The sequence below is a fragment of the Mesorhizobium sp. Pch-S genome (assembly GCF_004136315.1).
Classification (GTDB): Bacteria; Pseudomonadota; Alphaproteobacteria; order Rhizobiales; family Rhizobiaceae; genus Mesorhizobium.
This window is the reverse complement of record NZ_CP029562.1, coordinates 3,300,047-3,322,997: the sequence shown is the minus strand read 5'-3', so window position 1 is coordinate 3,322,997 and position 22,951 is coordinate 3,300,047. Positions and strand designations below refer to the sequence as shown.

Below are 22,951 nucleotides of genomic sequence, written 5' to 3'. Positions count from 1 at the left end.
CGTGGTTTTCAATGATTGAGGACGGCGCGCAGAAAACCGCGTGTACGTTCTTCGCGAGGGGTATCGAATATGGCTGAGGGCGTTCCCACCTCCACGATGCGCCCGCCATCCATGAAGATGACGCGATCGGCGACCTGGCGCGCAAAGCCCATCTCATGTGTGACGACGATCATGGTGACGCCGGAGCCGGCCAGCGTGCGCATAACGTCAAGCACTTCGCCAACCATTTCCGGATCGAGAGCCGAGGTCGGCTCATCGAAGAGCAGTGCCTTCGGCTCCATGGCCAGCGCACGTGCGATGGCCACGCGCTGCTGCTGCCCACCCGAGAGCTGCGAGGGATACTTGTCGGCCTGCTCGGCGATACCAACACGAGCAAGCAGTTCCCGCGCCTTGCGCTCGGCTTCCGACAGCGCAGTTCCCCGCACCCGCATCGGCGCCAGCATGACGTTGCGCAGCACCGTCATGTGCGGGAACAGGTTGAACGACTGGAACACCATGCCGACTTCGGCACGTACCTTGGCGAGAGCCGCCCCCTGCCCGACGCGGATACCATCCACCGTGATGCTGCACCCGGAATCGAAAGTCTCCAGATGGTTTATGCAGCGGATCAACGTGGACTTCCCGGAACCGGAAGGTCCGATGACACAAACCACCTCGCCTTCGGCGATGTCGAGATCGATGCCGTGAAGGACGGTGAACTGGCCGAACGCTTTCGTCAGGCCACGGATGGAAATGAGAGCAGCCATCAGCGTCTCCCTCGGCTGAAACGTTTTTCGAACCTGGCAACCATGGTCACCAGCGGCCAGAGCAGCACGACATAGATGGCCGCCGCACCGATCAGCGGTGTCGGGTTGGCGGCAAGCGATTGCGCCTGGGTGGCCTGCTTCAACAGGTCTGGCATCGCAACGACCGACGCGAGCGCAGTATCCTTGAGCACGTTGATGCAATTGTTGGTCAGCGGCGGAATGACGACCCGGATTGCCTGCGGCAGGATGACGTCGATCATCGTATGTCTGTTCGAGAGGCCCAAGGCCGCCGATGCTTCGAACTGCCCTCGCGGTATCGCTTCGATGCCTGCGCGGAAGATTTCGGCTGTATAGGCGGCTGAAACAAGCGTGAGTGCCGTCACCGCGGACAACAGAGGAGAGAGCTTTATCCCGACAAAGGGCAGCGCGTAGTAGACGACGATCAGAAGAACCAGCAGCGGAATCGACCGGAAGAAGTCGACATAGATCCGGATGAAAGGCTTGAAGACCGCTGGCGAATAAAGACGGGCAACAGCCAGGAAAAGCCCCCCGGCCAATCCGCAAAGAATGCTGGTAACGCCGATCTGAAGCGTGACGACGAGCCCACGCAACAGCTGCGGCAGGCTGTCGAGCAGCACTCTGACGTTGAAGAAGGTATCGATGAGATTCATGCCACGACGGCTCCCTTGGGAGGCCGGCGAAGCCCGAGGCTTCGCCGGTCGGAGGCTACACCGGTTGGTTGGCTACTTGGCAGCCGGCATGTCGAAGACGGCGACAGTGGAGGTCGCTTCCTCCGCTTTTGCGCCAAACCAGGTTTCGTGCAGTTTCGCGACGAAACCTTCCTTTTTCAGGGTCGTGATCACCGCGTTCACTTCCGCGGCGAGCGGATCACCCTTCTTGAACATCATCGAGTATTTTTCGCCGGTCGGGATACGTTCGACGACCTTCAGATCGGGCTTGTCCTTGACGTAATAGAGGAGTGCGGGAATGTCGCTGACATAGCCGTCAATCCGCCCGGCGACGAGATCGAGCATCGCCGGGGAAAGGCCCTCGAAACGGCGGATTTCACCAAACTTGTAGTCGGCCTTGTGCTTGTCGGCCCACATATCTCCGGTCGACCCGGTATCGACGCCGATCACCTTACTATCCATTCCCTTGAGTCCGGTTATGCCCGAGGATGCGGTCACGGTGAGTGACTGATCGCTGTCATAATAGGGCTGCGCGAAGGCGACCGACTCCAGTCGCTTGTCGGTGATGGTGATCGAGGAGATGCCAATATTGATCCGCCCCGACTGAACGGCTGAAAACAGGCCGTTGAAAGGTGTGTTGACGAACTCGACCGACTTGCCGAGCCGCTTGCCGATTTCGTTGACGAGATCGATCTCGAATCCAGCGACTTTGCCGTCCGCATCCTGGAATTCCCAAGGGACGTTGCCGATGTTGGCCCCCACCGTGAGGTCGGCAGCGTGCGCGGCCACGACGCCAACGACGGCGCAAGTTGCGGAAAGCAGGATCGTTTTGAGTTTTGATGCCAGTGTCATGGGCTCCCCTTGCCTTTTGATTTCGAAGTCTTCTACATGGTCTAACTGGTCAGACCAGTTAGACCACAGAAACACGGCTCTTTCCGCTTTGCAAGGCCACCGGTCGAAAATAGATTTGAACACCCCGCTCCCGCGGGGTTGAAGAAGAGGGTGAGAATGCTGAACAAGACGCTTCTTCCGCAGTCAGTGGCTCGGGAAATCCAGGCCATGATCACGGGCGGGACACTGAAGCCGGGCGAAAAGATTCCGTCGCAACGCGAGTTCTCACAAAACTTCGGCATCAGCCGCGCGTCACTCCGTGAAGCACTGCTGACGCTCGAAACGCTCGGCCTTTTGAAGACGGAACCTGGCAGGGGAACGTTCGTTGCCAGCCCACCGCAAGGTCAGACGGGCCATATGGCGCCCTGGCGTTATTCGGAGAGCTTTTCGGTCTTCGACGTGTTCCAGACCCGTATCATGCTCGAAGGGGAAATCGCACGACTGGCCGCCGGACGATTAACACAGTTGCAGCTTGAACAGATGGAAGCAGCCACCCGCGTTATGGAAGAAGGCTGGGCCCGGCAGGACCGGCTGGCCAACGTCGAGGCAGACCTCGAATTCCACGCCATCATCGTCTCAGCCTGCTCAAATGCCGTGCTACGCACGCTCTATGAGACGATGCGCGACCAGTTGGCCGAAACACAGCGCCAGCCGATTCCCATCACCAATCCGGAACGCATGAAAGATTCCATCGCCGAGCACCGGCGCATCATCAAGGCGCTGACAACCAGCGATAGCGCTGGTGCAAAGCACGAGATGGAATCGCACATCCGCAACACCGCCCAATGTGCGGGGCTCACGCCGTGAATTCTGTCGGGCGCGAGTTGTTTGGCAGCCTCATTGCATAGATAGCGCGGCTTCGTGCAAAGCGGCTGCTTTCGGGATACGAAGCCGCTCGGTCGTGCGTTCGAAATGAAGGCGCAAAGCTGCCGGAGTGAACTTTTCACACAGCGGTCTCCATGCCGCTCCCGCACGTTCATTCTCGGCTGCCAATATGGGTTCGACCCAACTCCGCCTTCAGCCAAGCTGCGACGATGCCGGGTGTGTCGTCGATCTTCCACACGAGATCGAGCCCGACCCGCCAATCAGTGAATGGATACGCGTCCAGCTTGAGTTCGGTCACAAGACCAGCCTGCAGGTCCGGCGCCACCAGCCGTTTCGGAACGATGGCCCATCCCAGGCCGGATCTTAGAAAGTCGAGCAACGACGCCTGGCTTTGGACGACCCATCTGCGCGGGGATTTCAGATATTCGCTCGTCAGGAGATGCTTGGTCTGTCCTGCCAGAAAGAGCTGCAGGTGGTCGGCGAGATGGGAGAACCGAACCGCATCGACCTGGGCCAAGGGATGGTCGTGCCGGGATGCGTTGATCAGGACAACGTCGCCCAGCCTGCGAAAGCTTATCCCTGGCGGGTAATGCGGGCGTGCACATCCAAGCGCGAAAGTCGCATCTCCCTTGATCAGCATATCGACCATCCCCTCGCCCGTCGGCTGCAGGACGTTGAGCTGGATGCCCGGAAACTTCCGGCTGGCGGCCGCAAGCACTCCGCCTATTTCAGCGGCAGGAAAAGCATCTTCAATCACGATCGAGAGCCGTGCTTCCGAGGTGCCGCTTAATGCATGGGCCCGTTCCTGGAGGCTGTCGCAGTGCGAGAGGATGGCCTCCACCTCCGGCAAAAGGGCTTCACCCGCATGGGTCAGCAGCGGGTAGCGTCCTTGCCTATCAAACAACGAAATACCGAGATCAATTTCGAGATCAGCGATAGCGCTGCTTACCACCGATTGCGCCCTGCCGAGTTTTCGAGCGGTCTCAGAGAACGATTTCTCGCGGGCGGCCGCTTGAAAAATCCAGAGTTTGTCGAGCGAGAGGTCCATTTGATCCATCGGGAATCCAGATGGGTCCCAATTTTACACGCCAGCGCAACCTCCACAATATTCCGCTTGCCGCACGCACAAGAGGCATTCGACCTCGGCGTCGGCATTCATTTCCAGGGAGGGAGAAATGTCAGTTGAAGTCCATGAAGTAGACCGCAGGCTGCCGCCCGTCCGCACGGCGGTTTTGGGTTTCCAGCATGTCCTAGTCATGTATTCGGCCTGTGTCGTGGTGCCGTTGATACTCGGTGCGGCGCTGAATCTGCCCAAAGAGCACCTGATCATCATCCTCAGTGCGGATGTGTTCGTCGCGGGCATCGTATCGCTGATCCAGTCGCTGGGATTGCCCGGCTTTGGAATGCGGATGCCTGTGATGATGGGGGTAACCTTCACCTCGATCGCCCCTATGATCGCCATCGGCATGAACCCGGGGCTTGGACTGCCGGGCATCTATGGCGCCATCATCGCATCGGGCGTGTTCGGCATCCTGTTTGCCCCTCTGATGGGCCGCTTTCTTCGGTTGTTCCCAGCTGTCGTGACGGGCTCGGTGCTGCTTGTCATTGGTATCAGCCTCATGAAGGTCGGCATCGATTGGGCGGCTGGAGGACCACCTTTGCTGCCCGACGGCAGTCCGAACCCAAAATACGGGTCTCCCATCTACCTCGTCATCTCGCTTGGCGAGCTGATCCTGATCCTGATGCTGTCCCGCTTCGCCAGGGGCTTTCTTGCCAACGTCGCGGTGCTGGTCGGAATTGCGGCCGGTTTCGTCGCTGCCTTTGCCATTGGCGAGATCAACCTGTCGGAATGGTCCCAGACACCCTGGCTGGCCTTCATTCGCCCCTTTGCGTTTGGCATGCCAGTCTTCGATCCGCTGGCGATCCTTTCGATGTGTCTCGTCATGCTGGTCACGATGGTCGAATCCACCGGAATGTTTCTGGCGCTCGGCACCATCGTCGATCGCCCCACAACGCCGCCACGCCTGGTCAAGGGCCTTAGGGCCGATGGACTTGGCGCGGTTCTCGGTGGCATGTTCAACGCGTTCCCCTACACATCCTTCTCCCAGAACATCGGGCTGGTTACGTTGACAGGGGTCAAGAGCCGCTACGTTTGCGCCGCCGGTGGTCTCATACTCGTCGCCCTCGGGCTATTCCCGAAGCTCGCCTATGTGATCGCTTCGACCCCGCCCTTTGTGCTCGGCAGCGCGGCTCTCGTGATGTTTGCGATGGTTGCCATGATGGGCGTGCGCATCCTTTCGACCGTCGACTTCGAGAAGAACCAGGGGTCCGTTCTGGTGGCCGCAGTCAGCGTTGGTGTCGGCATGATCCCGATGCTGGCGCCAGGCTTTTTCGCTCACCTCCCCGCATGGACAAGCATCGTTACCGAAAGCGGGATCATCCTCGCCACACTGTGCGCCATCCTGCTCAACTTGCTTTTCAACGGATTGGCATCCGACCAGGCCGCAGAGATCGAAGCGCGTCGCAGCGCTCTCGCGGCCGAAGCCTGAATTCCTCTAACCATCTGAATATGGAGAAAATGATGTCACTGATCCTATGCGCCGACCACCTGATTACAATGGACGACAACAATACGGTGATCACGAATGGCGCAATCGCCGTCGGTACAAACGGCCGGATCAAGGCGGTGGGCGAAGCAGCAAGTGTGATTGCGGCGAATCCGGGAATTCCGGTCAGGAAGCTTGCCAACAGGCTGTTGATGCCTGGCTTGATCAACGCCCATGCCCACTCTGGTCTGCTGCGCGGAACCGCGGAGGGACTTCCTGTTTGGGAATGGCTTCAGCAATATATCGATCCGATGCATCGCGTCGTGAACGCGAAGGAGGCTGAGATCGCTTCGCACCTCTGCTATGCTGAAGCGCTGTTGTCGGGAACGACGACAATCCTCGATATGTGGCGGTATATGCATGGCAGCGCCAAGGTCGCCAGGGAACTCGGTATCCGCGCCGTTCTGGTTCCCTACGTCGGTGAACACCCGGATCACAACTATTTCGAGACGTTGGACACCAATGAGGCACTTATCCAGGAATGGCACGGGCGCGCTGAAGGAAGAATCCAGGTCTGGGTCGGTCTTGAGCATATGTTCTATGGCACGCCCGATGCGTGGACCCGCGCGACAGAGCTTAGCCGCAAATACAAGGTCGGCTTTCATACCCACAGCAACGAGAGCCGCTTCGATGTCGAGGAAACCGAACGCCGCTATGGCAAACGCCCCGTCCAGGCACTTGAAGCCTTCGGGATGCTTGATGCGCACCATGTCCTGCTTGCCCACTGCGTCTGGCTGTCAGAGGACGAGATCGACATCCTGGCACGACGCAAGGTTGGTGTTGCCCATAATCCGGTGAGCAACATGAAGTTGGCAAGCGGAGCGGCACCGGTGCTTTCATTGCGAAAAAAGGGGGTGGCCGTTGGCATCGGGACCGATGGCGAAAAAGAAAACAACAACCTCGACATGTTCGACGAGATGAAGTCCGCTTCTCTCCTGGCAAAGGTGTCTACCCTTGATGCGGCAGCCCTCGATGCATGGTCCGTATGTCGCATGGCAACGATCGACGGAGCCAGAGCATTGAACTTGCACAAGCAGATCGGCTCTCTCGAAGTCGGCAAGCAAGCAGACTTGATTGCGGTTCGCACCGACACGCCACGGATGACCCCGTTGCTAGGTGGGGCTGCGGGAAACCTTCATCACAATCTGGTCCACGCCGTGCAGGGCGGAGATGTCGATTTGACGATGGTTGCGGGACGCATCGTCGTCGATGGCGGGCGCTTGCTCACCGCCGATGTCGGCGCACTAATAGCCGAAGTCAATGCAGTCGTTCCCAGCCTGTTCGAGCGGCGTGCGGAATGGCTGAAAAGCCACGGCGCGATAAATGAACTTCGTCGTGCAGCCGCAGAAAGCGTCGAGATGGCATGAGCGATTAGGTTTAGGCAAAGCTTCCTCGATGCCAGCTAGGGTATCGAGGAGGTATTTGCGGGCTGTTTGATCTGCTGGAGGGCAGTAACGCCTGAAACTGGTTTTGTATCTCAACGACAGTTTTTTGGCCTGGTGGCGTGGCATCGAACGACAGCAATGAGAGCGCAGATCTGCCCAGATGGAACCGACCGCTTTGTCGCCTCCAGCTACTTGCGCCGCAGCGGGGACCTGCGGATCTCTAGCTCCCCCGAAGGCAACGCGGAGGCTGGATCAAACCTGTCAGAATTGGCTGGAAGGACTCGCCCTTAAAGGCCGACACCTGCCACGGAGGCCGGCAAACCAACCGTTGCCTTCAGGCCGCCCGATCTCGACCGACCCAAAATCAGATAGCCACCATAGAGCTCAGCGAGTTCTCGCGTGATGGAAAGGCCAAATCCATTGCCCGGTATGGTCTCATCGAGCCTGCGTCCTGCCTTCATCACCTCATCGAGCTTCTCAGAAGCGATCCCGGGGCCATCGTCCTCGATCTCGAGCACAACGTGCTGGTCTTGGAAGCGACCTGTCACCGCGATAGCACTGCGTGCCCATTTGAAGGCGTTGTCGAGGATGTTGCCCAGCATCTCGTCCAGATCCTGCAGTTCACAGGCCACAGCGAGCGTCTCCGGTATGTCGGTGGTGACCACCAGCCGCCGATCCGCATGAACTTTCAAAAGGACGTCCTTGATGTCCTGAACATGCGGGCCGACGCTGGTGCTGACATGAGATGCGCCATGCAAGGCCGCCGCCCGCGCTCTTCCCAGATGATGACGGATGCGTTCCTGCATCTCGCTCACCAGCGCGAAACGATCCCGATCCCCAGACTTGTCGCTACTGCTGAAGGACAGCGCCAGCGCCGCCAGGGGCGTATTGAGCGCGTGCCCGAGGTTTGACACATGACCACGCGCCCGTTTGATGCCTTCCGCATTCTGGGCGATCAATGAATTCAGTTCACTGACCAGCCCGCGCAATTCGCGCGGCTGATATCCACCAATGGACTCGGTTCGGCCGGCGCGAACATTTTCGAGATCCTTGGTCATACGCGCCAGCGGGCGAAGTCCAAGGCGCAACTGCAGGACGGTCGCGCCCCCGAGCAGCAGCCCGAGCGCCAGCATGGACAACACGATCGGAACCATTGCATCCCGCAATGGCTTGACCAGAGCGTGCGCCGGCGCTGAAGCCGTGATCGTGACCCAGACCCCATCCATCGGCACGATTTGTGTTCGCAAGTACAAGGGCTCACCGCGCGGTCCGGCGCCTTTGAAAGGCCGCGGTCGCGCGTCGTCGTCAGATGGGCCTCGATGCCAAGCATCCCACCAGCGCTCTGAACCCTGATTGACGATATCCCCGCCCTCCAGTGATTTGGAGCGATAGCGATGCCCGTCCGCAGTCGCCATCCAGTACCAGCCATCGTTTGGCCGGTCGAATGGCGGCGCATCGCCGAGCGACAATCCCTGAGGCAATGTGCTTTGCGCTGACAAGGCCGCTGCAACCGCGCCGATCTGCGTGTCGAGCCGCTGGTCGATCTGGCCCCGGATGAAGCGTGACAGCACAAATCCGGTGCTGATGCCGGTGACGATCAGGGCCAGGATGACCAGGATGGCCGACCCGAAAGCCAAACGTCCGGCAATCGATTGCGGCGCAAGGCTTCTTATGCGTCCGGCCAGCTTCATGGCGGTGTGACCAGCCGATAGCCTCGACCCCGTTCGGTCGCAATCATGTCATGGCCGATCTTGCGGCGCAGCCTTGCAATGATCACCTCGATCGAGTTCGAGTCTACATCGGCGTCGCCTTCATAGACGCGCTCGACAAGGCTGGAGCGGTCGACGGTCATATCCTTGCGCAGCATCAGGCACTGCAGGACACGCCATTCGAGGGCGGTCAGCTTGAGCGGCAATCCATCCTTTTCGAAGGTGCCGAGCTGGGCGTCGAAACTCAACGGCCCGCTTGTTATCAACGGCGCGGCATAGCCGGCAGCACGCCGGACCAGCGCGCGAAGCCTGATGACCAACTCCTCGATGCGGAATGGTTTGGTCATGTAATCGTCGGCGCCGGCCTTGAACCCTTCTACCTTCTGCGACCAGCCGTCCCGGGCGGTCAGGATCAGCACCGGCATCACGCGCCCTGCCTTACGCCAGGAGGTCAGCACCCCGATCCCGTCGACCTTGGGCAGGCCCAGATCCAGCACCGCGACATCGTAAGTCTCGGTGTCGCCGAGATGCACGCCGTCCTCGCCATTGCGCGCGACGTCGACGGCAAAATTTTCCGAACGCAGCGCCTTCGAGATGCCTTCAGCCAGCACAATGTCATCTTCGACGAGGAGAACACGCATGGGTCACTTTCAACTTGCAGCACGTTCGGGGATAGGCCCCGCAACTTAACTCAACCTGAACGGCGCGGTTCAGTTTCGGTTCGACACGGCTTGCTAGAAAGCGCCATCGACAACCCAAGAAAGGAACCGCAAATGTCGAACCAAGACAATATCGACCCGGCCGGCAATGCTGACGCTGACACCTCTTCGAAGCAGCCTTCCAGGCGCCGATTGCGCGGTAAGGTGCTTGGCGGGTCGGCTTTGGTGGGCATGCTTCTGGTCGGAGCCGTTGCCGGCGCCGTCGCCATGAAACTCTCGCACCGAGATGAGCGCCAGGCCCTCCTGCCCCCTGTTGCAGTAAGCGCGATGGCCGACAATACGCTGGTCGCGGTCAAGGGCAACGTGGCGGAGATCTTCGGCAACAAGTTCATCATCGCTGACAGCTCCGGCCGCGCGCTCGTCGATGTCGGCCCAGACGGAGCCAATTCGCCGCTTGTCGCCCAGAATGAGGAGGTTACCATCCAAGGGCGTTTCGACGACGGCTTTGTCCATGCCGGCATGGTGATCCACAAGGATGGTCGCGTCGACGAACTGCGCGCGCCGCATCCGCATGGACCGCGCCACGGCTGGAAGGATTTTGGACCGGATAGAGGCGGTCTGGAGCGGCCCGATGATGGCAAACCACCTCTGCCTAAAGAATGACCTGAAACAAGCGCTATCCCGGTCTTCGAGCAAGTCGGGGACCGGGTTATCCGTGGGGCTGCATTTCGAAAGCGGGCGTTGGCCAACGACACATAGCGGCTATTAAGGAGTTGCTGGTGGTGAATCCGTTCCGCTGGCGCTGCCACCCCGTACGTCACGGCCCTTGAAGCCGCCACGAAAATCCGTGACTTCGTAACGCCCCTCCCTAGCAACCTCCGAAACGCGCGACGACGGAATTTGCTCACTGTGCGGTGAAGAAGGTCAACAGCACCTTGCCCTTTTCGCCGAGAAGGCAGACGAAGCGATCAGGCGCTCCGGTTTTGCCACTACGAGCAATATAGGCTTCGCCGAGGATGACGGTCTTGACCGGCACATCTTCAACTTTGGTGTCAGCTTTGCTGACCGCGACGCTCTCCATATCGATCACGAGATCGGTGATGTCCTTGGACTTCTCTTGCAACGCCAACAAGCCGGTCGATTTGCAGGCGGTGACGGCGGGCTCGTCGGGCGTTTGAGCCTGGGCGCTTCCCGCCAGCAGCGCGAAGGCAACCGGTACTGCAGCCAACATCTTGATCCGCATTTCATTCTCCAAAGGAAAAGCCCGCGTTGCCGCGGGCTCGTTGATGGGGGCGTATTTTACGATCAGGCCTTGTCGACGAGGTTCTTCACAGCGTCCTTAACCTGGCCCTTGGCGACCTGCGCCTTACCCTTGGTTTCCTGGATTTTGCCCTTGGCCTGTTCTTCGTGGTTGCCCACGGCTTTGCCGATGGCCTGGCGCGCCTTCCCGGCGACCTCGTTGGCCTTACCTTTGACCTTGTCCGATGTGCTTCCCATACACAGGCTCCTTGTTGAATTCAGGCGCTCGCCCAGTAACAAAATCTGCACGCCAACAATTGGTTCCACTTTTTCCACACATGCCCGCGACATGGTCGCGGCGCGTTGACAAACGGGAAACGCAAAATCGATCAGCGTTCGCGCCTAGGTGCTGCCATGTGTGTCCGGAAGGAAGCGTTCCTCAACCGTCTTTTGGGACGGTCGATTTGAGGACGCCAAGTTGCCATTCACTCCATGAAGGCCAGACTCCACGCTGCGCCGCAGGAGGGCCAACCAGTTAAGCCGTCCGCGACTGGTAAGCCGTTGAGGCAGGCGCGCTCTAGGGCAAGATTTCTCGGGGTTGATCTACCATTTCCGCAAACAACCAATCGCGAAACATTCTGTTCTTCTTCTGTCGCAATGCGCCTTCGGGATAGACCACATAATAGCTCCATCGCGATTTGAGAGAGATATCGAAAGGACGTACCAGCCGCCCTGCTGCCAGATCCACTGACACGAGCGCGCTTCGTCCGAGAAGAACACCCTCGCCATGCACTGCGGCCTCGACCGCATAGACGGCGGAGTCGAATTTGACGCCAATGCCTGGCTCGGCGTCATCGATGCCCGCCTCGCGAAACCACGTCTCCCACCCGAGCCGAAAATTGTCGTGGATCAGCCTGTGATGTTTAAGATCAGCTGGCGTGCGCAACGGGTGTTTGCCTTCGAGCAATGAAGGGCTGCAGACCGGTGAGACATCCTCATCAGCCAGAAACTCCGAAATCACGCCTGGGTACTCGCCCATGCCATAGCGAATGGCGATATCGATCCCGTCCCTGACAAAGTCGGCATGCACACCTGATGTCGAGAGACGCACATCGATGTCCGGGTGTGCACTGTGGAAACGGTGCAACCGTGGAACAAGCCAGCGCCCTGCAAAGCCGTCAGATGTGCTGACGGTGAGGACGCTCGCCGACCTTGAAGCCGACGCGACGATCGTCGCAGCGCCAATGCGGTCCAAGGCCGGACCGATCTCGGCGACATACGCAGCACCTTGAGGCGTGAGGCGCACCGAGCGCGTATGCCGCTCAAACAACCGGGTGCCCAAAACCTCCTCCAGGTTCCGGATCGCACGGCTGATAGCCGCGTGCGTCACCAGGAGTTCATCGGCAGCCTTCGTGAAGCTCAAATGACGCGCGGCCGCGTCGAAAGCGGGAAGCGCAGTCAAGGGTGGCAGCTTCCGGGCCATGGTTATCTGTAACTTCTTCTTACAAATCTCAAAGGATTAGTCGTTTGTCGTCCAACCCAAAATTACACATGCTTATCCCATGAAAGCAAACGGTTTTACCCTTGCCGACCATCAAACGAACTCCGGAAAGGCTCTCACATGAGTAACATTTACGCACTTACAAAGTCACAGCCCCCGGTGTCAGTCGATCTCGCGAACGTGATTGCCGGGTTACGAAAGCGGATGGCAGGTGCTGCCCATGACCTGCTGGTCAAACTGCAGCATCGCCGCGCAACGAAGCGGTTCGAGCGCTTCTCCACTCATCGTCTTCAGGATCTCGGCTTCGAACGTGATTGGGACGGTTCGATCCAGCCGTTCAATCGCTGAAAAGCCCAAATATCCCCCAAAGCACAAAGGTCGAATGTCATGAAAATCTACCCGCACCTCTGGTTCAAAGGTCAGGCCGAAGAGGCCATGGAATTCTATCGCTCGGTGTTCAAGGACTCTCGGGTACTAAGTCAGACCAGATTGCCCGATCCGGAACTGTCGGTTGTGCGTTTCGAACTGGCCGGCATGCCTGTACAGGCCCTCAACGCCGGCTCGCATGTCACATACAACGAAGCCTTCTCCTTCCTGGTCGAGACCGGCGACCAGGCGGAAACCGACTATTACTGGAATGCACTGACGGCCGGCGGCGGCCGCGAACAGCCCTGCGGATGGCTGACGGATAAGTTTGGCGTCTACTGGCAGGTCACGCCCACGATCCTGCTCGACATGATTGCCGACAAGGACCGGGCCAGAGCCGAGCGCGCCATGCAGGCCATGTACAAGATGAAGAAGATCATCATCTCTGATCTCGAGCGGGCTTATAGGGGGAATTGATGGACCAAGAGCTTATTGAAAATTGCAGGCGACTGGACGCCGCCGCACGCAATGACCCCGACGAGCTGCGGTCGCTTTATGCCGACGATTTTCTGATCCATCGGCTCGACAGCAGTGGCGAGACCCTGGTGGTGGACAAGCAGGCCATCATTTCGTTCTTTGCGGAGCAGCGTGACAAGGACACGGCGTCTCAGCAGAAGAACACCGTTGAATACCTGCATGCGAGCAGGAGCCGCGACATCGGCATGGTGGTCGGCAAGCGCACCATGCAGGTCAGCGGCAAACCAGTCGAACTGATCTTCAGCCAGTTCTGGCGCCACCAAAAGAGCGGTTGGCAGATGATCCGAGAATCCGTCTACGCGCAATCGCGTTAGTTCAGAGAGGACACTTAAAGGACGCACATATCGTCGTCGTTTGCGAAAGCCCGGGTGTCCGACGCCGTGCCCAAGCCTCCTCGCTAATGAGACGAACTAAGCCGTAAATCTCGCCTGATTTTGGGCTTTTGAGTTCCTGCAATTGGTTATGCGAGGCGGCGAAGCCTGCCGTGGACCTCGCGATCTCTGAAGAGCTTTCGCTCCGACTTGTCTGTTTGACGGAGCTAGAGCAGAATTCCCCAAGGCCTGGGGGAACACAGTATGCTACTTCGAATTCTGGCGACTTTGTTCGCCGTCTCTATGACACTGACTGTCGCGAATGCGGACACAACTTGGGTAGGCAGCATAAACTGCTCCTACGGGTCTGGTTCACTCAAGCTTTCCATAGATGATTCCGGCGGCGTTTCCGGCGGAATGACGAACGGTCAGATCACGTCGGGCCGACTTTCCGGGAAGAGCATCCGATTTGACTACTCCAACTCGTTCGGCAACGGTGGCACGTTCACCGGCTCTGTGAATGGGTCAGCCATGTCAGGAACCTACACGCAGCGCGCCGGAACGGCGGAAACCTGCAAGTGGCAGGTATCGCGACAGGCCAGCAAACCATCCAGAGATGTCGCATCCAGCGATTATTGCGGTCTTACGCTCGGAAAAACGCTGACTTCCTGCGTCGGCTCAGGTGAAAAGTGTTCCTGCGTCACCTTTCGAAACAACTGCCCTTATCCGGTAAGTGTTTTCGCCCGTCTTTCGGGAGTGAAAGGGTCGGGGCGCATCTCGACGAACGTCAAAGGCGGCAAGACCGACAAGCTGTGCGCCACCATTAACGCCTCGCAACAGGTTGAATATCTCGGTTGGAAGCCTTGGGCTGGCTTCCGAAAAAAGGACAGCCCCGACCCAAGGGGTAAGTTCAAGCCGCCACAGCAAGGACCTTATGCCCAATGACGACGGTGCTGCCCAATATTACGGAAGAAGAGCTGGCTCTCCGCGCACGGCTGCTCGCTGATCCTGCATTCGCGAAAGCGCTCAAAGAAAAGAGAGAGCGCGAATTCCGCGCCTCTGAACCGAAGCGCGAACCCCGCATCTTGCCTGACCTCACGCAGCGACAGGAAGGCTAGCCACATCAGTGCAGTCGCTGGCTGGAGCCCCTATTCCTTCACGACAACCACAGGCCTGCCATCAGGTCCAATCCTGACTGCGATCTTGCCCTCAACTGGCTCCGGCGCCGGTGCGACGTTTGTAGGGACGATGTCGCCCCGACGGTCATCGGAGAGCAGTTCCTGGCCCTTCTTCGTCTTCAGGCGTTCTTGCTGATCAAACCAGAAAAGAACCATCGCAACCTCCTATCAACGAACGAATATCGTTGAAAGGAGGCGGAAGCAAACTCGATTGACCTATTAAACACCCTCGCCTTGCTTGGGCTGCTGGATTCACTCCCAGCCTCATAAACGTCGTGCACTGGATGTGTGCTATCCAGGTAAAACCTTGAACTTCTCGCCATAACTTACCAAACCGATATCGTTAGTCGGGAAATGAAATGCCGAAAAAGAAACGCAAGGAAAAATCTGCGTCCAAAGAGCGCGAGGCGCTTATTGCTTCGCTCGGCGAGCAATTTGGCATCGGTGAAGCTCGCGCCCGAGCCATCGTTGTCCGATATGGTCCTTCAAGACAGCGTTGCGCTGCAGCCGTGGCTACATTCTTGGAGATTGAACGCTTGGTTTCCTCGACCGATGATACCTTCTAGGCCGATGGTTTCTGACAGATCCTGAACTGCCTGAAATCTCCCGGAACCTGCCAAAGCGCTCCACGTTTGATGACTGGAACAAATGCTCGCATCAACAGGGACCCCATGAATGCAGCGATGACAGCGCTACGTGAGAAGCTCGCAACTGATCTGCAGACCTGCGAGGGTCTGATCTACTCCATCCGCAGCAAGACGATGGAGACATACGAAGTCGACGGACAGGGTATCCGAACCTATACGACCCAGCGCCGGCTTTCAGACCACGAGCGAATGGCAGAGAACCTCCGAGAGACAATCGCCCTGGTGGACGCTCTAGTTAAGCTGCCGATCTAAATTTCATCAACCTCAATCCGTGACCCGACCTGTTCAGCCCGCATTTCATTTTCCGTGAAAAGCCCGGTGCAGTTTCCGGACTTCCTCAGCGAGTGCGGGAACCGGTCCCTCGACAGCAACCCCTTCCACCACGCTTTCGAAAGGCAAGGCCCGGACACGAGATGGAGCAACGCCAAGCTCGCCAAGCCAGGTGGTCAATTGTTCGGACGAACTGGCATAGACGATGCGGCCGAGACCGACCCAGCCGTGCGCGGCGGCGCACATTGGGCAATGTTCGCCCGACGTATACACGGTCGCCGCGGCCCGCTCATCCGGTGCCATGTTGTTGGCGGCCCAGCGCGCGATGGCAAATTCGGGGTGCTGGGTATGATCTCCGCCCGCCACATGATTATGGTCTTCGAACAGCACTTCGCCGGCGCTCGATACCAGGACCGAGCCAAAGGGTTCGTCGCCGACGTCCAAGGCAGCTTTAGCCAGATCCACGCAACGGCGTAGGTGCTTCAAGTCGGTTTCATCCATGGGATGATCCAATTCGAAGTCGGCCCCAGTGTAAAGAGCTTGCTCCATACTGGTGCCGGGCTATCCTCCCGGCTGGCTGCTGGTCGCCGCCCGATCCGAAGCCATGTTCTGATGAGTCGGAGCGCCAGAAGCTTCACCTAAACTCTTGCAGAGAGAAATGATCGGGTTTTCCACGGCAAGATATCGCCGCCTATCACCGCTTCGCGCCAAGGGACATTGGATTGCCAGCGCAGATTTCAGCACCAGCCGTCCACAATGCTAAACTGATAGAAATAACGGCCGTGACAGTGGAGGAATTGGTGGATTTGTGGCTGCCCAATGACTGATATTCGACCTGCCCAGACACGCATGATCGCGCAACCCGGATGGCCGGAGATCGCGATCGCTGTTGGTGTTTATATTCTCGGCATTGGCTTTCTTGGCTACTGGATGCTGCTCCAGCCCGACGACAAGGCCGTCTTCCGCGTCAACATCGCCGGTGCAGCGAACTTTGCGCTCGGCCTCGCTGGATTGCTCGGCGCGTATCTCTATCGTGTTCGAAACTGGGGGGCATTCGGCTTTCGTCCGACGACGCTCAAGTGGATAGCGATCAGCACAGCGCTTGGCGTGGTGGGCTTCGGCCTGATCTTCATTGTCGAAGCGGTCTATTTCCATTTTATCTCCGAAGCGAACACACAAGCGGATTTTCAAGCTGCGGCAAACGGCGGCCTCGCGGGGATGCTGCTATTGTTGTTGACGAGCGCGGTCTTGGGACCGATTGGCGAGGAACTGGTGTTTCGCGGGGTGGTCCAGAGCGCTCTCGAAAAATACGGATCATGGGTCGCGGTATTAGGCAGTTCGCTCATGTTCGCCGCAATTCACGGACCGAGCGTCATCTTTGTGGATGCGTTTGTGATGGGGCTCTTCTTTGGTGCGATGTTCCGCCTATCAGCCTCCATCTGGCCGGCCGTGACCCTTCACGTGATCTATAACGGCCTCAACCTGATCTATTATTCGACGATCTAGTGGCGGAGTGCTCATTTAGAGGGCTATTGCCTTCAAGCCTATACAAGTTTGATGCCTGTGGGCATCCTCCGCGTCATCCACACACTGGCGATCCGCTGGACTGGCGCTTTCGGTGAAAACCTGGAGGGGCGCCGCCAATGTCGCCGCTTTAAGTGCATTGAGGCTTGGGCTGTCGCGGTGAAGCGCCCATTGTTATCACGCGGTTGCTGCGGACCATCAAATAGTCTAAACACCAGCGCAGATTGGACCGTTAAGTGGTCCATTACGGAGTTGACCATGCAGGTGTCTGTCACAGAGGCAAAGGGACAGTTAACGGAGCTTGTTCGGCGAGCCGAGGCGGGCGACGATGTCATCCTTACCCGACATGGCCACGCAGCAGTACGGCTTGTGCCAATCAAGGCGACGCCAGACCGGAAATCCCGTCGGACGCTGCTTACGGCCGTGCGAGCATCTGCCGCCGCAAAGGTGGTAGCCGGACCGAATGCCGCGCGAAGCCAGGATTTCCTCTATGGCGATGACGGCCTTCCGAAATGATCGCGGTCGACACATCGGCACTAATGGCCATTGTGCTGAATGAACCCGAAGCGGATGCCTGCGCCGTTGCACTGGAAGCCGAAGAAAAGCTCCTGATTTCCTCTGGCACTGTGGCTGAAGTGCTGATTGTGGCTGCAAGGCGAAATGTCGGCGAAGAAATGGAGCGCCTCATCGAAGGCCTCGGCTTCGAAATTGTCAGTATCACACCGGCATCGGCACGACGCATCGCCCGTGCTTATGAAAGTTGGGGCAAGGGCGTGCACCCTGCTGGGCTTAATTTCGGGGATTGTTTTGCCTATGAAGTTGCGAAAGAGCATGGATGCCCCTTGCTCTTTGTCGGCAAGGATTTTGCCCTAACCGATGTCGCAGGAGTGCTTTGATGGCGTTCCGCGCTTTGTGGCGCCGGACGGTCAAAGCTCACCTCGCCCGGATCGAAACCGCCCAGCAACCAGGTGCAACCCAGCCGGAAATGCCGTCACTCCGCGACGCGAACCACCAACTTGCCAAAGTTGCGCCCTTCCAGCAAACCGATGAAAGCCTCTGGTGCAGCCTCTAGCCCGTTGACGATGTCTTCCTTGTATCGGATTTGACCGGATGCAATCCATGCAGCCATCTGGCTGTAGAAGGCGGGGCGTTGATCGACAAACTCACGCTGGATGAAACCGCGAATGAGCAGGCTCCGGTTCAGGACATCACGCATGACACCTGGCAGGCGATCCGGTCCAGGATATGCGGCAGCATCATTGTACTGGGCGATCAGTCCACAGACCGGCACACGGGCAAAATCGTTCAGAAGCGGAAAGACGGCGTCCCAGAACCAGACGCGGCCGTGTTCTTTGGCCGCATTGGACGGCTACCCTTTGGCGCGCTGATCCGCCCACTGACCGTTCGCCAGCACGGCCATGAGCGCCGCTCGGTCCCCGGTACCATTCATTCATCAGCTTAACACTTAGCTAGAGGTATTGGAGGCTCGAGCGGAGGCTTGCCCCTCGGCATTGGTGCACTGTCTGGCGATCCGGGTCCAACGTTGTGGCACGCATCTCAGGCAACGGACTGCTCAGTTTCGCTGGGCGGGCCTTCTTTGCGAACTCGCGCGAGATTACTTGCAACGTTCTGGAGAAGAGGTAGATCGCTTATTCAAGCGGACAGGCTATGTCCCGGTGCGATATCGAACTGAACAAGCCGGATCCAAACGATGAATATCCGCAGTTGGACCTCCCCAGCCGCCGACCAGTCTGACAGCCGTCAGACTCCGGCCTGCGAACTTCGCCTAGCGGGTCCGGAAATGCGCTACGAAATCGACTGGCTGCCATTACTGCCAATGACACAAGAGATTTTGATCCAAGCCTGCGTTCACTGCGTAAATATCGGGGACGAATATGTCGGCCTGTCTGGGCTGGGAAATTCAAAGACGTGAAAGCAGTCGCATGGACGCAAGGGTAAGGCATCAAGTATGGCCGGCATGGCTGAGGGCTCTAATTGCCGTGCTACCGGTGATCATGGCATCACTCCTGGGCCAATGGGCTACCTACCCGAACATCGCCTCTTGGTACGCGGGCCTGATCAAACCCACTTTCAACCCACCGAACTGGCTTTTTGCACCCGTCTGGACCACGCTTTACGCCTTGATGGCTTATGCAGTATGGCGTGTGCTCAAGATCCCCGGGAGACCTGCCGAGCGCCATCCTGCGCTGACGCTTTTCTTCCTCCAACTGGCGCTCAATGCGCTCTGGTCTTGGTTGTTTTTCGGGTTGCACAGTCCGCTTGCGGGGCTGCTCGACATCATCCCGCAGTTGATGGTCATTCTTGCCACGATCGTGATGTTCCGGCGGATTGACCCCGTCGCGGCCTGGTGCCTGGTGCCGTTGGCCGCCTGGGTGGCGTTTGCCGTTCTGCTGAATGTCGAAATATTGCGCCTGAACGGTTAGAAACAATCGCCGCACGATAGCAGCCGACCGACCCTCCGCTATTCGGGTTTCGGACAATCGTCATCTGAACGAATTCATTCCGCGGTTTCGCCTAGTGAATTGCGATAACCCCGTCGACCGCGCGCCATTCAGACGGGCGGATCAGGCGTTGGTGGGCGATGCGAACCGAATGAAGCGGACCTGCCAGTTCGCGTTCCCAATAGCCGAGGAACTGCTTCAATTCAGGGAAATGCGGCGCAAGGTCGTATTCCTGCCACACATAGAGCTGCAGCAGGCTGGGGTGATCGGGCAAGCGATAATGGATCTCGGCCGTGGTCAGGCCGTATCCTTCCATCTGCTGACGGAATTGCTTGCTCACGGTGGCAACCATATCTCGACCTCCTTGCTGCGAACCCACCCAGAGCGGCGTTCGTTGCCGGCCGCCTGGCCCTGGCGAAGGTCTCGATATTTTGACGTAAGCCCGGACGAATTCAAGATCGAGTAGCGAATTTTGCTGTTGCTTTTCAGCGCTCTAGTGAAATGCGCCAGTCTTGCAAAAAAATTTCGCATCGCCTCTTGAAACTCAGAATTCGCAAAATTAGCTCCACTTGCGCGTGATGCCCTTTTTGGGGTTGCGCGCCCCCGCTCCGGTCCGCCCGGTCCGGAGTGGAGGAACCTCTCACAATCTGTTTGTCCTGAAGGAGAACGATATGACGTTCCGTCCATTGCACGACCGTGTCCTGGTCCGCCGCGTTGAAGCCGATGAAAAGACGGCTGGCGGCATCATCATTCCCGACACCGCCAAGGAGAAGCCGCAGGAAGGCGAAGTCGTCGCCGTGGGGCCTGGCGCGCGCGACGAAAGCGGGAAGCAGGTGGCACTCGACCTGAAGGTCGGTGACCGTATCCTGTTCGGCAAATGGTCCGGCACTGAAATCAAGCTCAACGGCGAAGACCTCATCATCATGAAGGAAAGCGACGTGATGGGCGTGATCGAGGCGACCGCGACGCTGAAGAAAGCGGCGTAAGTACGGTCTTTGAACAAGTCAAAGAAAACTGCCTATTGAAGGAGTGATCCCATGGCTGCCAAGGAAGTCAAATTCAATTCCGACGCACGCGAGCGTATGCTGCGCGGTGTCGATATCCTCGCCAATGCCGTCAAGGTGACCCTCGGGCCAAAAGGCCGCAACGTCGTCATCGACAAGTCATTTGGGGCGCCGCGCATCACCAAGGACGGCGTCACCGTCGCCAAGGAAATCGAACTTGAAGACAAGTTCGAAAATATGGGCGCACAGATGGTGCGCGAAGTCGCTTCCAAGACCAACGACCTCGCCGGTGACGGCACCACCACCGCGACGGTGCTTGCGCAGGCCATCGTACGAGAAGGTGCCAAAGCCGTCGCTTCGGGCATGAATCCGATGGATTTGAAGCGCGGCATCGACAAGGCCGTCGAAGCAGTCGTCTCGGAGCTCAAGGCCAACGCCCGCAAGATCACCAGGAATGACGAGATTGCCCAGGTCGGCACGATCTCGGCCAATGGCGACGCCGAAATCGGCCGCTATTTGGCCGAAGCGATGGAGAAGGTCGGCAATGAAGGCGTCATCACCGTCGAAGAAGCCAAGACCGCCGAAACCGAGTTGGAAGTGGTCGAAGGCATGCAGTTCGACCGCGGCTATCTGAGCCCCTATTTCGTCACCAACCAGGACAAGATGCGTGTCGAACTGGAAGAGCCCTATGTGCTGATCCACGAAAAGAAGCTTGGCAACCTGCAGGCGCTGCTGCCGGTTCTGGAAGCGGTGGTTCAATCCGGCAAGCCATTGCTCATCATCGCCGAGGATGTGGAAGGCGAGGCCTTGGCGACACTGGTCGTCAACAAGCTGCGGGGTGGCCTCAAGGTCGCGGCGGTGAAGGCACCGGGTTTCGGCGACCGCCGCAAGGCCATGCTGGAGGACATCGCGATTCTCACCGGCGGCACCGCGATCAGCGAGGATCTCGGCATCAAGCTCGAAAACGTTACGCTGCAGATGCTCGGCCGCGCCAAGAAGGTGGTGATCGAGAAGGAGAACACCACGATCGTCGACGGCGCCGGCAAGAGGGAAGAGATCCAGGGGCGTGTCACCCAGATCAAGGCTCAGATCGAGGAGACAACCTCCGACTATGACCGCGAGAAGTTGCAGGAGCGGCTCGCCAAGCTGGCTGGCGGTGTTGCAGTGATACGTGTCGGCGGGGCAACCGAGGTGGAAGTGAAGGAGAAGAAGGATCGCGTCGACGACGCCCTGCATGCCACACGCGCGGCGGTTGAGGAAGGTATCCTGCCAGGGGGCGGCGTCGCGCTGCTGCGGTCTGTCCAGACCCTCGGCACGCTGACCGCCGACAATGCCGACCAGAAATACGGCATCGACATCGTTCGTCGCGCCATCGAGGCGCCCGTTCGCCAGATCGCCGAGAACGCAGGCGCCGAAGGGTCGATCATCGTCGGCAAGCTGCGGGAGAAGACAGACTTCGCCTATGGCTGGAACGCCCAAACGGGTGAATATGGCGACCTCTATGTTCAGGGTGTCATAGACCCGGCCAAAGTGGTGCGGACCGCCCTGCAGGATGCGGCGTCCGTCGCCGGCCTGCTGGTAACGACCGAGGCGATGGTTGCGGAAAAGCCCAAGAAGGAAGCCGCTCCGGCCCTGCCCGCCGGCGCCGGGATGGACTTCTGAGCACGCTGGCATATGCCTGCCTCCGTTCACGCGGAGGCAGGCTGTTTTGAGATGAGGTGATCGCCATGAATGCTATGACCGGTTCGCCATTGGTTTCGGCACCGACCCACGAGGCAAGTGAATTCCTCAATTATGAATTGGAGTGCCGCGCTGTTCTGAAGCCGCTGCTTGCCAATTTATTGGACAAGGCTGAGGGCGCGGGTTGGGCGCGTCGCACCGCGGCCTCCACGCTGATGTTTCTTGCAGCGCAGCATGTTTCGGAGGCATCGAAACGAATGCAGGCTGACAAATCCCAGGGGAAATAGGCGCTGCGCCAACCGTCGTAAAAAGACCCGCTCGGCTGGCCGAGCGGGTTTTGCGCGGCCAGTTGTCTTCGGCGTGGCATCATTTTCGTTCGTGTGTGGAGCCGTGTGCGCAACTCGCCACTCAGATGGAGCGTAGAGTGAAACGCTTTAACTCGCCCTGCCCTATTTCCGTTCCCCTCGGCATTGCCCACAAGGGATCAGATTGCGCTTTCACGGAAGGAGGTCGATATCGCTGACCAGTCTGGCACCGCGCTTGCGCCGCTCCAACCTTGTCGTGCGGCTGTGATATGTTTCGAGCTCGGCGCGGTGCGCGACGCTGATGATGGTGACCTTCGTCAACTCACTGATCATCGTCGCCATCATCTCCTGGCTCTTCTTGTCCAGCGCTGCCATTGCCTTGTCCATGACGACATTGTCCGGCCGCTTTCGGCATCT

Annotated in this window: 29 protein-coding genes and 2 pseudogenes; 17 read left to right on the top strand and 14 right to left on the bottom strand. The window is 58.6% G+C overall.

Annotated features, from left to right (window positions below; translation table 11 throughout):
- Window positions 1–8 precede the first annotated feature (8 nt).
- The 3 genes from C1M53_RS15635 to C1M53_RS15625 all read right to left on the bottom strand — a co-directional run bounded on the left by C1M53_RS15635 (window position 9) and on the right by C1M53_RS15625 (window position 2,287).
- Window positions 9–746, bottom strand: coding sequence for an amino acid ABC transporter ATP-binding protein (locus tag C1M53_RS15635; protein WP_129413075.1), 738 nt, complete (start codon window positions 744–746; stop codon window positions 9–11).
- Window positions 746–1,417 carry an amino acid ABC transporter permease gene (locus C1M53_RS15630; protein ID WP_129413074.1) on the bottom strand — a complete coding sequence of 224 codons (672 nt, stop codon included), beginning with the start codon at window positions 1,415–1,417 and terminating at the stop codon, window positions 746–748. Before C1M53_RS15630 ends, C1M53_RS15635 begins: the two co-directional genes overlap by 1 nt.
- A 72-nt stretch (window positions 1,418–1,489) precedes the next feature.
- Complete coding sequence (locus C1M53_RS15625) at window positions 1,490–2,287, bottom strand: ABC transporter substrate-binding protein (protein ID WP_129413073.1); 798 nt, start codon at window positions 2,285–2,287, stop codon at window positions 1,490–1,492.
- A gap of 156 nt (window positions 2,288–2,443) precedes the next feature.
- On the opposite strand from C1M53_RS15625, the gene C1M53_RS15620 reads away from it, so the two are divergent.
- A complete protein-coding gene (locus C1M53_RS15620) occupies window positions 2,444–3,133 on the top strand; it encodes an FCD domain-containing protein (RefSeq protein WP_129413072.1) in 690 nt (229 codons plus the stop codon).
- A 169-nt stretch (window positions 3,134–3,302) separates the two neighbouring features.
- Here C1M53_RS15620 and C1M53_RS15615 read toward each other — a convergent pair whose 3' ends face one another.
- Window positions 3,303–4,208, bottom strand: a complete 906-nt coding sequence (locus C1M53_RS15615; protein ID WP_129413071.1) for a LysR family transcriptional regulator — start codon at window positions 4,206–4,208, stop codon at window positions 3,303–3,305.
- 118 nt (window positions 4,209–4,326) lie between these two features.
- Between C1M53_RS15615 and C1M53_RS15610 the strand changes: the two genes are divergently transcribed.
- Window positions 4,327–5,700 carry a nucleobase:cation symporter-2 family protein gene (locus C1M53_RS15610; RefSeq protein ID WP_129413070.1) on the top strand — a complete coding sequence of 458 codons (1,374 nt, stop codon included), beginning with the start codon at window positions 4,327–4,329 and terminating at the stop codon, window positions 5,698–5,700.
- Between the two features lie 29 nt (window positions 5,701–5,729).
- Window positions 5,730–7,124 carry an amidohydrolase gene (locus tag C1M53_RS15605; RefSeq protein WP_129413069.1) on the top strand — a complete coding sequence of 465 codons (1,395 nt, stop codon included), beginning with the start codon at window positions 5,730–5,732 and terminating at the stop codon, window positions 7,122–7,124.
- A 305-nt stretch (window positions 7,125–7,429) separates the two neighbouring features.
- On the opposite strand, the gene C1M53_RS15600 is transcribed toward C1M53_RS15605, so the two are convergent.
- The gene (locus C1M53_RS15600) at window positions 7,430–8,833 is read right to left on the bottom strand and encodes a sensor histidine kinase (RefSeq protein WP_129413068.1); all 1,404 of its coding nucleotides are present in this window, start codon (window positions 8,831–8,833) and stop codon (window positions 7,430–7,432) included.
- Window positions 8,830–9,492 carry a response regulator transcription factor gene (locus C1M53_RS15595; protein WP_129413067.1) on the bottom strand — a complete coding sequence of 221 codons (663 nt, stop codon included), beginning with the start codon at window positions 9,490–9,492 and terminating at the stop codon, window positions 8,830–8,832. Before C1M53_RS15595 ends, C1M53_RS15600 begins: the two co-directional genes overlap by 4 nt.
- A gap of 132 nt (window positions 9,493–9,624) precedes the next feature.
- Between C1M53_RS15595 and C1M53_RS15590 the strand changes: the two genes are divergently transcribed.
- Window positions 9,625–10,173 carry a hypothetical protein gene (locus C1M53_RS15590; protein ID WP_129413066.1) on the top strand — a complete coding sequence of 183 codons (549 nt, stop codon included), beginning with the start codon at window positions 9,625–9,627 and terminating at the stop codon, window positions 10,171–10,173.
- Between the two features lie 241 nt (window positions 10,174–10,414).
- On the opposite strand, the gene C1M53_RS15585 is transcribed toward C1M53_RS15590, so the two are convergent.
- The 3 genes from C1M53_RS15585 to C1M53_RS15575 form a co-directional block, all read right to left on the bottom strand.
- Complete coding sequence (locus tag C1M53_RS15585) at window positions 10,415–10,753, bottom strand: hypothetical protein (RefSeq protein WP_129413065.1); 339 nt, start codon at window positions 10,751–10,753, stop codon at window positions 10,415–10,417.
- 62 nt (window positions 10,754–10,815) lie between these two features.
- Window positions 10,816–11,007, bottom strand: a complete 192-nt coding sequence (locus C1M53_RS15580; protein WP_129413064.1) for a CsbD family protein — start codon at window positions 11,005–11,007, stop codon at window positions 10,816–10,818.
- 319 nt (window positions 11,008–11,326) lie between these two features.
- Window positions 11,327–12,232: a transcriptional regulator GcvA gene (locus C1M53_RS15575; protein ID WP_129413063.1), complete on the bottom strand. Its 906-nt coding sequence runs from the start codon at window positions 12,230–12,232 to the stop codon at window positions 11,327–11,329.
- Between the two features lie 222 nt (window positions 12,233–12,454).
- Here C1M53_RS15575 and C1M53_RS15570 point away from each other — a divergent pair, with 222 nt between their 5' ends.
- The 5 genes from C1M53_RS15570 to C1M53_RS31725 all read left to right on the top strand — a co-directional run bounded on the left by C1M53_RS15570 (window position 12,455) and on the right by C1M53_RS31725 (window position 14,582).
- Window positions 12,455–12,598 carry a DUF1127 domain-containing protein gene (locus C1M53_RS15570; protein WP_129413062.1) on the top strand — a complete coding sequence of 48 codons (144 nt, stop codon included), beginning with the start codon at window positions 12,455–12,457 and terminating at the stop codon, window positions 12,596–12,598.
- A gap of 39 nt (window positions 12,599–12,637) precedes the next feature.
- The gene (locus tag C1M53_RS15565; RefSeq protein ID WP_129413061.1) at window positions 12,638–13,093 is read left to right on the top strand and encodes a VOC family protein; all 456 of its coding nucleotides are present in this window, start codon (window positions 12,638–12,640) and stop codon (window positions 13,091–13,093) included.
- Window positions 13,093–13,467, top strand: coding sequence for a nuclear transport factor 2 family protein (locus C1M53_RS15560; RefSeq protein WP_245488608.1), 375 nt, complete (start codon window positions 13,093–13,095; stop codon window positions 13,465–13,467). Before C1M53_RS15565 ends, C1M53_RS15560 begins: the two co-directional genes overlap by 1 nt.
- Window positions 13,468–13,767: 300 nt before the next feature.
- Window positions 13,768–14,409 carry a hypothetical protein gene (locus C1M53_RS15555; protein WP_129413059.1) on the top strand — a complete coding sequence of 214 codons (642 nt, stop codon included), beginning with the start codon at window positions 13,768–13,770 and terminating at the stop codon, window positions 14,407–14,409.
- On the top strand, window positions 14,406–14,582 hold the full coding sequence (locus C1M53_RS31725) for a hypothetical protein (protein ID WP_165358149.1): 177 nt from the start codon (window positions 14,406–14,408) through the stop codon (window positions 14,580–14,582). The genes C1M53_RS15555 and C1M53_RS31725 overlap by 4 nt, the downstream gene beginning before the upstream one ends.
- A 30-nt stretch (window positions 14,583–14,612) precedes the next feature.
- Here C1M53_RS31725 and C1M53_RS15550 read toward each other — a convergent pair whose 3' ends face one another.
- Window positions 14,613–14,798, bottom strand: coding sequence for a hypothetical protein (locus tag C1M53_RS15550; RefSeq protein WP_129413058.1), 186 nt, complete (start codon window positions 14,796–14,798; stop codon window positions 14,613–14,615).
- 203 nt (window positions 14,799–15,001) lie between these two features.
- Between C1M53_RS15550 and C1M53_RS15545 the strand changes: the two genes are divergently transcribed.
- Window positions 15,002–15,208, top strand: coding sequence for a hypothetical protein (locus C1M53_RS15545; protein WP_129413057.1), 207 nt, complete (start codon window positions 15,002–15,004; stop codon window positions 15,206–15,208).
- A gap of 378 nt (window positions 15,209–15,586) precedes the next feature.
- On the opposite strand, the gene C1M53_RS15540 is transcribed toward C1M53_RS15545, so the two are convergent.
- Window positions 15,587–16,060, bottom strand: coding sequence for a nucleoside deaminase (locus tag C1M53_RS15540; protein WP_129413056.1), 474 nt, complete (start codon window positions 16,058–16,060; stop codon window positions 15,587–15,589).
- 348 nt (window positions 16,061–16,408) lie between these two features.
- Between C1M53_RS15540 and C1M53_RS15535 the strand changes: the two genes are divergently transcribed.
- From C1M53_RS15535 to C1M53_RS15525, 3 genes are all read left to right on the top strand, one after another.
- The gene (locus C1M53_RS15535; RefSeq protein ID WP_129413055.1) at window positions 16,409–17,065 is read left to right on the top strand and encodes a CPBP family intramembrane glutamic endopeptidase; all 657 of its coding nucleotides are present in this window, start codon (window positions 16,409–16,411) and stop codon (window positions 17,063–17,065) included.
- A gap of 276 nt (window positions 17,066–17,341) precedes the next feature.
- On the top strand, window positions 17,342–17,599 hold the full coding sequence (locus tag C1M53_RS15530) for a type II toxin-antitoxin system prevent-host-death family antitoxin (protein WP_129413054.1): 258 nt from the start codon (window positions 17,342–17,344) through the stop codon (window positions 17,597–17,599).
- Window positions 17,596–17,979, top strand: a complete 384-nt coding sequence (locus C1M53_RS15525) for a type II toxin-antitoxin system VapC family toxin (protein ID WP_129413053.1) — start codon at window positions 17,596–17,598, stop codon at window positions 17,977–17,979. The genes C1M53_RS15530 and C1M53_RS15525 overlap by 4 nt, the downstream gene beginning before the upstream one ends.
- 95 nt (window positions 17,980–18,074) lie before the next feature.
- On the opposite strand, the pseudogene C1M53_RS15520 reads toward C1M53_RS15525, so the two are convergent.
- Window positions 18,075–18,413: pseudogene (locus tag C1M53_RS15520) on the bottom strand (zinc-binding dehydrogenase); the annotation flags it as partial.
- Between the two features lie 613 nt (window positions 18,414–19,026).
- Here C1M53_RS15520 and C1M53_RS15515 point away from each other — a divergent pair.
- Window positions 19,027–19,527, top strand: coding sequence for a TspO/MBR family protein (locus C1M53_RS15515; protein ID WP_129416191.1), 501 nt, complete (start codon window positions 19,027–19,029; stop codon window positions 19,525–19,527).
- A gap of 91 nt (window positions 19,528–19,618) precedes the next feature.
- On the opposite strand, the gene C1M53_RS15510 is transcribed toward C1M53_RS15515, so the two are convergent.
- Complete coding sequence (locus tag C1M53_RS15510) at window positions 19,619–19,897, bottom strand: usg protein (RefSeq protein ID WP_129413052.1); 279 nt, start codon at window positions 19,895–19,897, stop codon at window positions 19,619–19,621.
- A 319-nt stretch (window positions 19,898–20,216) separates the two neighbouring features.
- On the opposite strand from C1M53_RS15510, the gene groES reads away from it, so the two are divergent.
- From groES to C1M53_RS15495, 3 genes are all read left to right on the top strand, one after another.
- Complete coding sequence (gene groES / locus C1M53_RS15505; protein WP_129413051.1) at window positions 20,217–20,531, top strand: co-chaperone GroES; 315 nt, start codon at window positions 20,217–20,219, stop codon at window positions 20,529–20,531.
- 51 nt (window positions 20,532–20,582) lie between these two features.
- Window positions 20,583–22,211, top strand: coding sequence for a chaperonin GroEL (groL, locus tag C1M53_RS15500; protein ID WP_129413050.1), 1,629 nt, complete (start codon window positions 20,583–20,585; stop codon window positions 22,209–22,211).
- A 65-nt stretch (window positions 22,212–22,276) separates the two neighbouring features.
- Complete coding sequence (locus tag C1M53_RS15495) at window positions 22,277–22,516, top strand: hypothetical protein (RefSeq protein ID WP_129413049.1); 240 nt, start codon at window positions 22,277–22,279, stop codon at window positions 22,514–22,516.
- 210 nt (window positions 22,517–22,726) lie between these two features.
- On the opposite strand, the pseudogene C1M53_RS15490 reads toward C1M53_RS15495, so the two are convergent.
- Window positions 22,727–22,936 (bottom strand): annotated as a pseudogene (locus tag C1M53_RS15490) (ABC transporter ATP-binding protein/permease); the annotation flags it as partial.
- Window positions 22,937–22,951: the final 15 nt, after the last annotated feature.

Excerpts from the sequence above, each read along its gene's own strand:
- C1M53_RS15635 (WP_129413075.1), bottom strand. The coding sequence starts at position 746 with ATGGCTGCTCTCATTTCCATCCGTGGCCTGACGAAAGCGTTCGGCCAG.
- C1M53_RS15630 (WP_129413074.1), bottom strand. The coding sequence starts at position 1,417 with ATGAATCTCATCGATACCTTCTTCAACGTCAGAGTGCTGCTCGACAGC.
- C1M53_RS15625 (WP_129413073.1), bottom strand. The coding sequence starts at position 2,287 with ATGACACTGGCATCAAAACTCAAAACGATCCTGCTTTCCGCAACTTGC.
- C1M53_RS15620 (WP_129413072.1), top strand. The coding sequence starts at position 2,444 with ATGCTGAACAAGACGCTTCTTCCGCAGTCAGTGGCTCGGGAAATCCAG.
- C1M53_RS15615 (WP_129413071.1), bottom strand. The coding sequence starts at position 4,208 with ATGGATCAAATGGACCTCTCGCTCGACAAACTCTGGATTTTTCAAGCG.
- C1M53_RS15610 (WP_129413070.1), top strand. The coding sequence starts at position 4,327 with ATGTCAGTTGAAGTCCATGAAGTAGACCGCAGGCTGCCGCCCGTCCGC.
- C1M53_RS15605 (WP_129413069.1), top strand. The coding sequence starts at position 5,730 with ATGATGTCACTGATCCTATGCGCCGACCACCTGATTACAATGGACGAC.
- C1M53_RS15600 (WP_129413068.1), bottom strand. The coding sequence starts at position 8,833 with ATGAAGCTGGCCGGACGCATAAGAAGCCTTGCGCCGCAATCGATTGCC.
- C1M53_RS15595 (WP_129413067.1), bottom strand. The coding sequence starts at position 9,492 with ATGCGTGTTCTCCTCGTCGAAGATGACATTGTGCTGGCTGAAGGCATC.
- C1M53_RS15590 (WP_129413066.1), top strand. The coding sequence starts at position 9,625 with ATGTCGAACCAAGACAATATCGACCCGGCCGGCAATGCTGACGCTGAC.
- C1M53_RS15585 (WP_129413065.1), bottom strand. The coding sequence starts at position 10,753 with ATGCGGATCAAGATGTTGGCTGCAGTACCGGTTGCCTTCGCGCTGCTG.
- C1M53_RS15580 (WP_129413064.1), bottom strand. The coding sequence starts at position 11,007 with ATGGGAAGCACATCGGACAAGGTCAAAGGTAAGGCCAACGAGGTCGCC.
- C1M53_RS15575 (WP_129413063.1), bottom strand. The coding sequence starts at position 12,232 with ATGGCCCGGAAGCTGCCACCCTTGACTGCGCTTCCCGCTTTCGACGCG.
- C1M53_RS15570 (WP_129413062.1), top strand. The coding sequence starts at position 12,455 with ATGGCAGGTGCTGCCCATGACCTGCTGGTCAAACTGCAGCATCGCCGC.
- C1M53_RS15565 (WP_129413061.1), top strand. The coding sequence starts at position 12,638 with ATGAAAATCTACCCGCACCTCTGGTTCAAAGGTCAGGCCGAAGAGGCC.
- C1M53_RS15560 (WP_245488608.1), top strand. The coding sequence starts at position 13,093 with ATGGACCAAGAGCTTATTGAAAATTGCAGGCGACTGGACGCCGCCGCA.
- C1M53_RS15555 (WP_129413059.1), top strand. The coding sequence starts at position 13,768 with ATGACACTGACTGTCGCGAATGCGGACACAACTTGGGTAGGCAGCATA.
- C1M53_RS31725 (WP_165358149.1), top strand. The coding sequence starts at position 14,406 with ATGACGACGGTGCTGCCCAATATTACGGAAGAAGAGCTGGCTCTCCGC.
- C1M53_RS15550 (WP_129413058.1), bottom strand. The coding sequence starts at position 14,798 with ATGGTTCTTTTCTGGTTTGATCAGCAAGAACGCCTGAAGACGAAGAAG.
- C1M53_RS15545 (WP_129413057.1), top strand. The coding sequence starts at position 15,002 with ATGCCGAAAAAGAAACGCAAGGAAAAATCTGCGTCCAAAGAGCGCGAG.
- C1M53_RS15540 (WP_129413056.1), bottom strand. The coding sequence starts at position 16,060 with ATGGATGAAACCGACTTGAAGCACCTACGCCGTTGCGTGGATCTGGCT.
- C1M53_RS15535 (WP_129413055.1), top strand. The coding sequence starts at position 16,409 with ATGATCGCGCAACCCGGATGGCCGGAGATCGCGATCGCTGTTGGTGTT.
- C1M53_RS15530 (WP_129413054.1), top strand. The coding sequence starts at position 17,342 with ATGCAGGTGTCTGTCACAGAGGCAAAGGGACAGTTAACGGAGCTTGTT.
- C1M53_RS15525 (WP_129413053.1), top strand. The coding sequence starts at position 17,596 with ATGATCGCGGTCGACACATCGGCACTAATGGCCATTGTGCTGAATGAA.
- C1M53_RS15515 (WP_129416191.1), top strand. The coding sequence starts at position 19,027 with ATGGACGCAAGGGTAAGGCATCAAGTATGGCCGGCATGGCTGAGGGCT.
- C1M53_RS15510 (WP_129413052.1), bottom strand. The coding sequence starts at position 19,897 with ATGGTTGCCACCGTGAGCAAGCAATTCCGTCAGCAGATGGAAGGATAC.
- groES (WP_129413051.1), top strand. The coding sequence starts at position 20,217 with ATGACGTTCCGTCCATTGCACGACCGTGTCCTGGTCCGCCGCGTTGAA.
- groL (WP_129413050.1), top strand. The coding sequence starts at position 20,583 with ATGGCTGCCAAGGAAGTCAAATTCAATTCCGACGCACGCGAGCGTATG.
- C1M53_RS15495 (WP_129413049.1), top strand. The coding sequence starts at position 22,277 with ATGAATGCTATGACCGGTTCGCCATTGGTTTCGGCACCGACCCACGAG.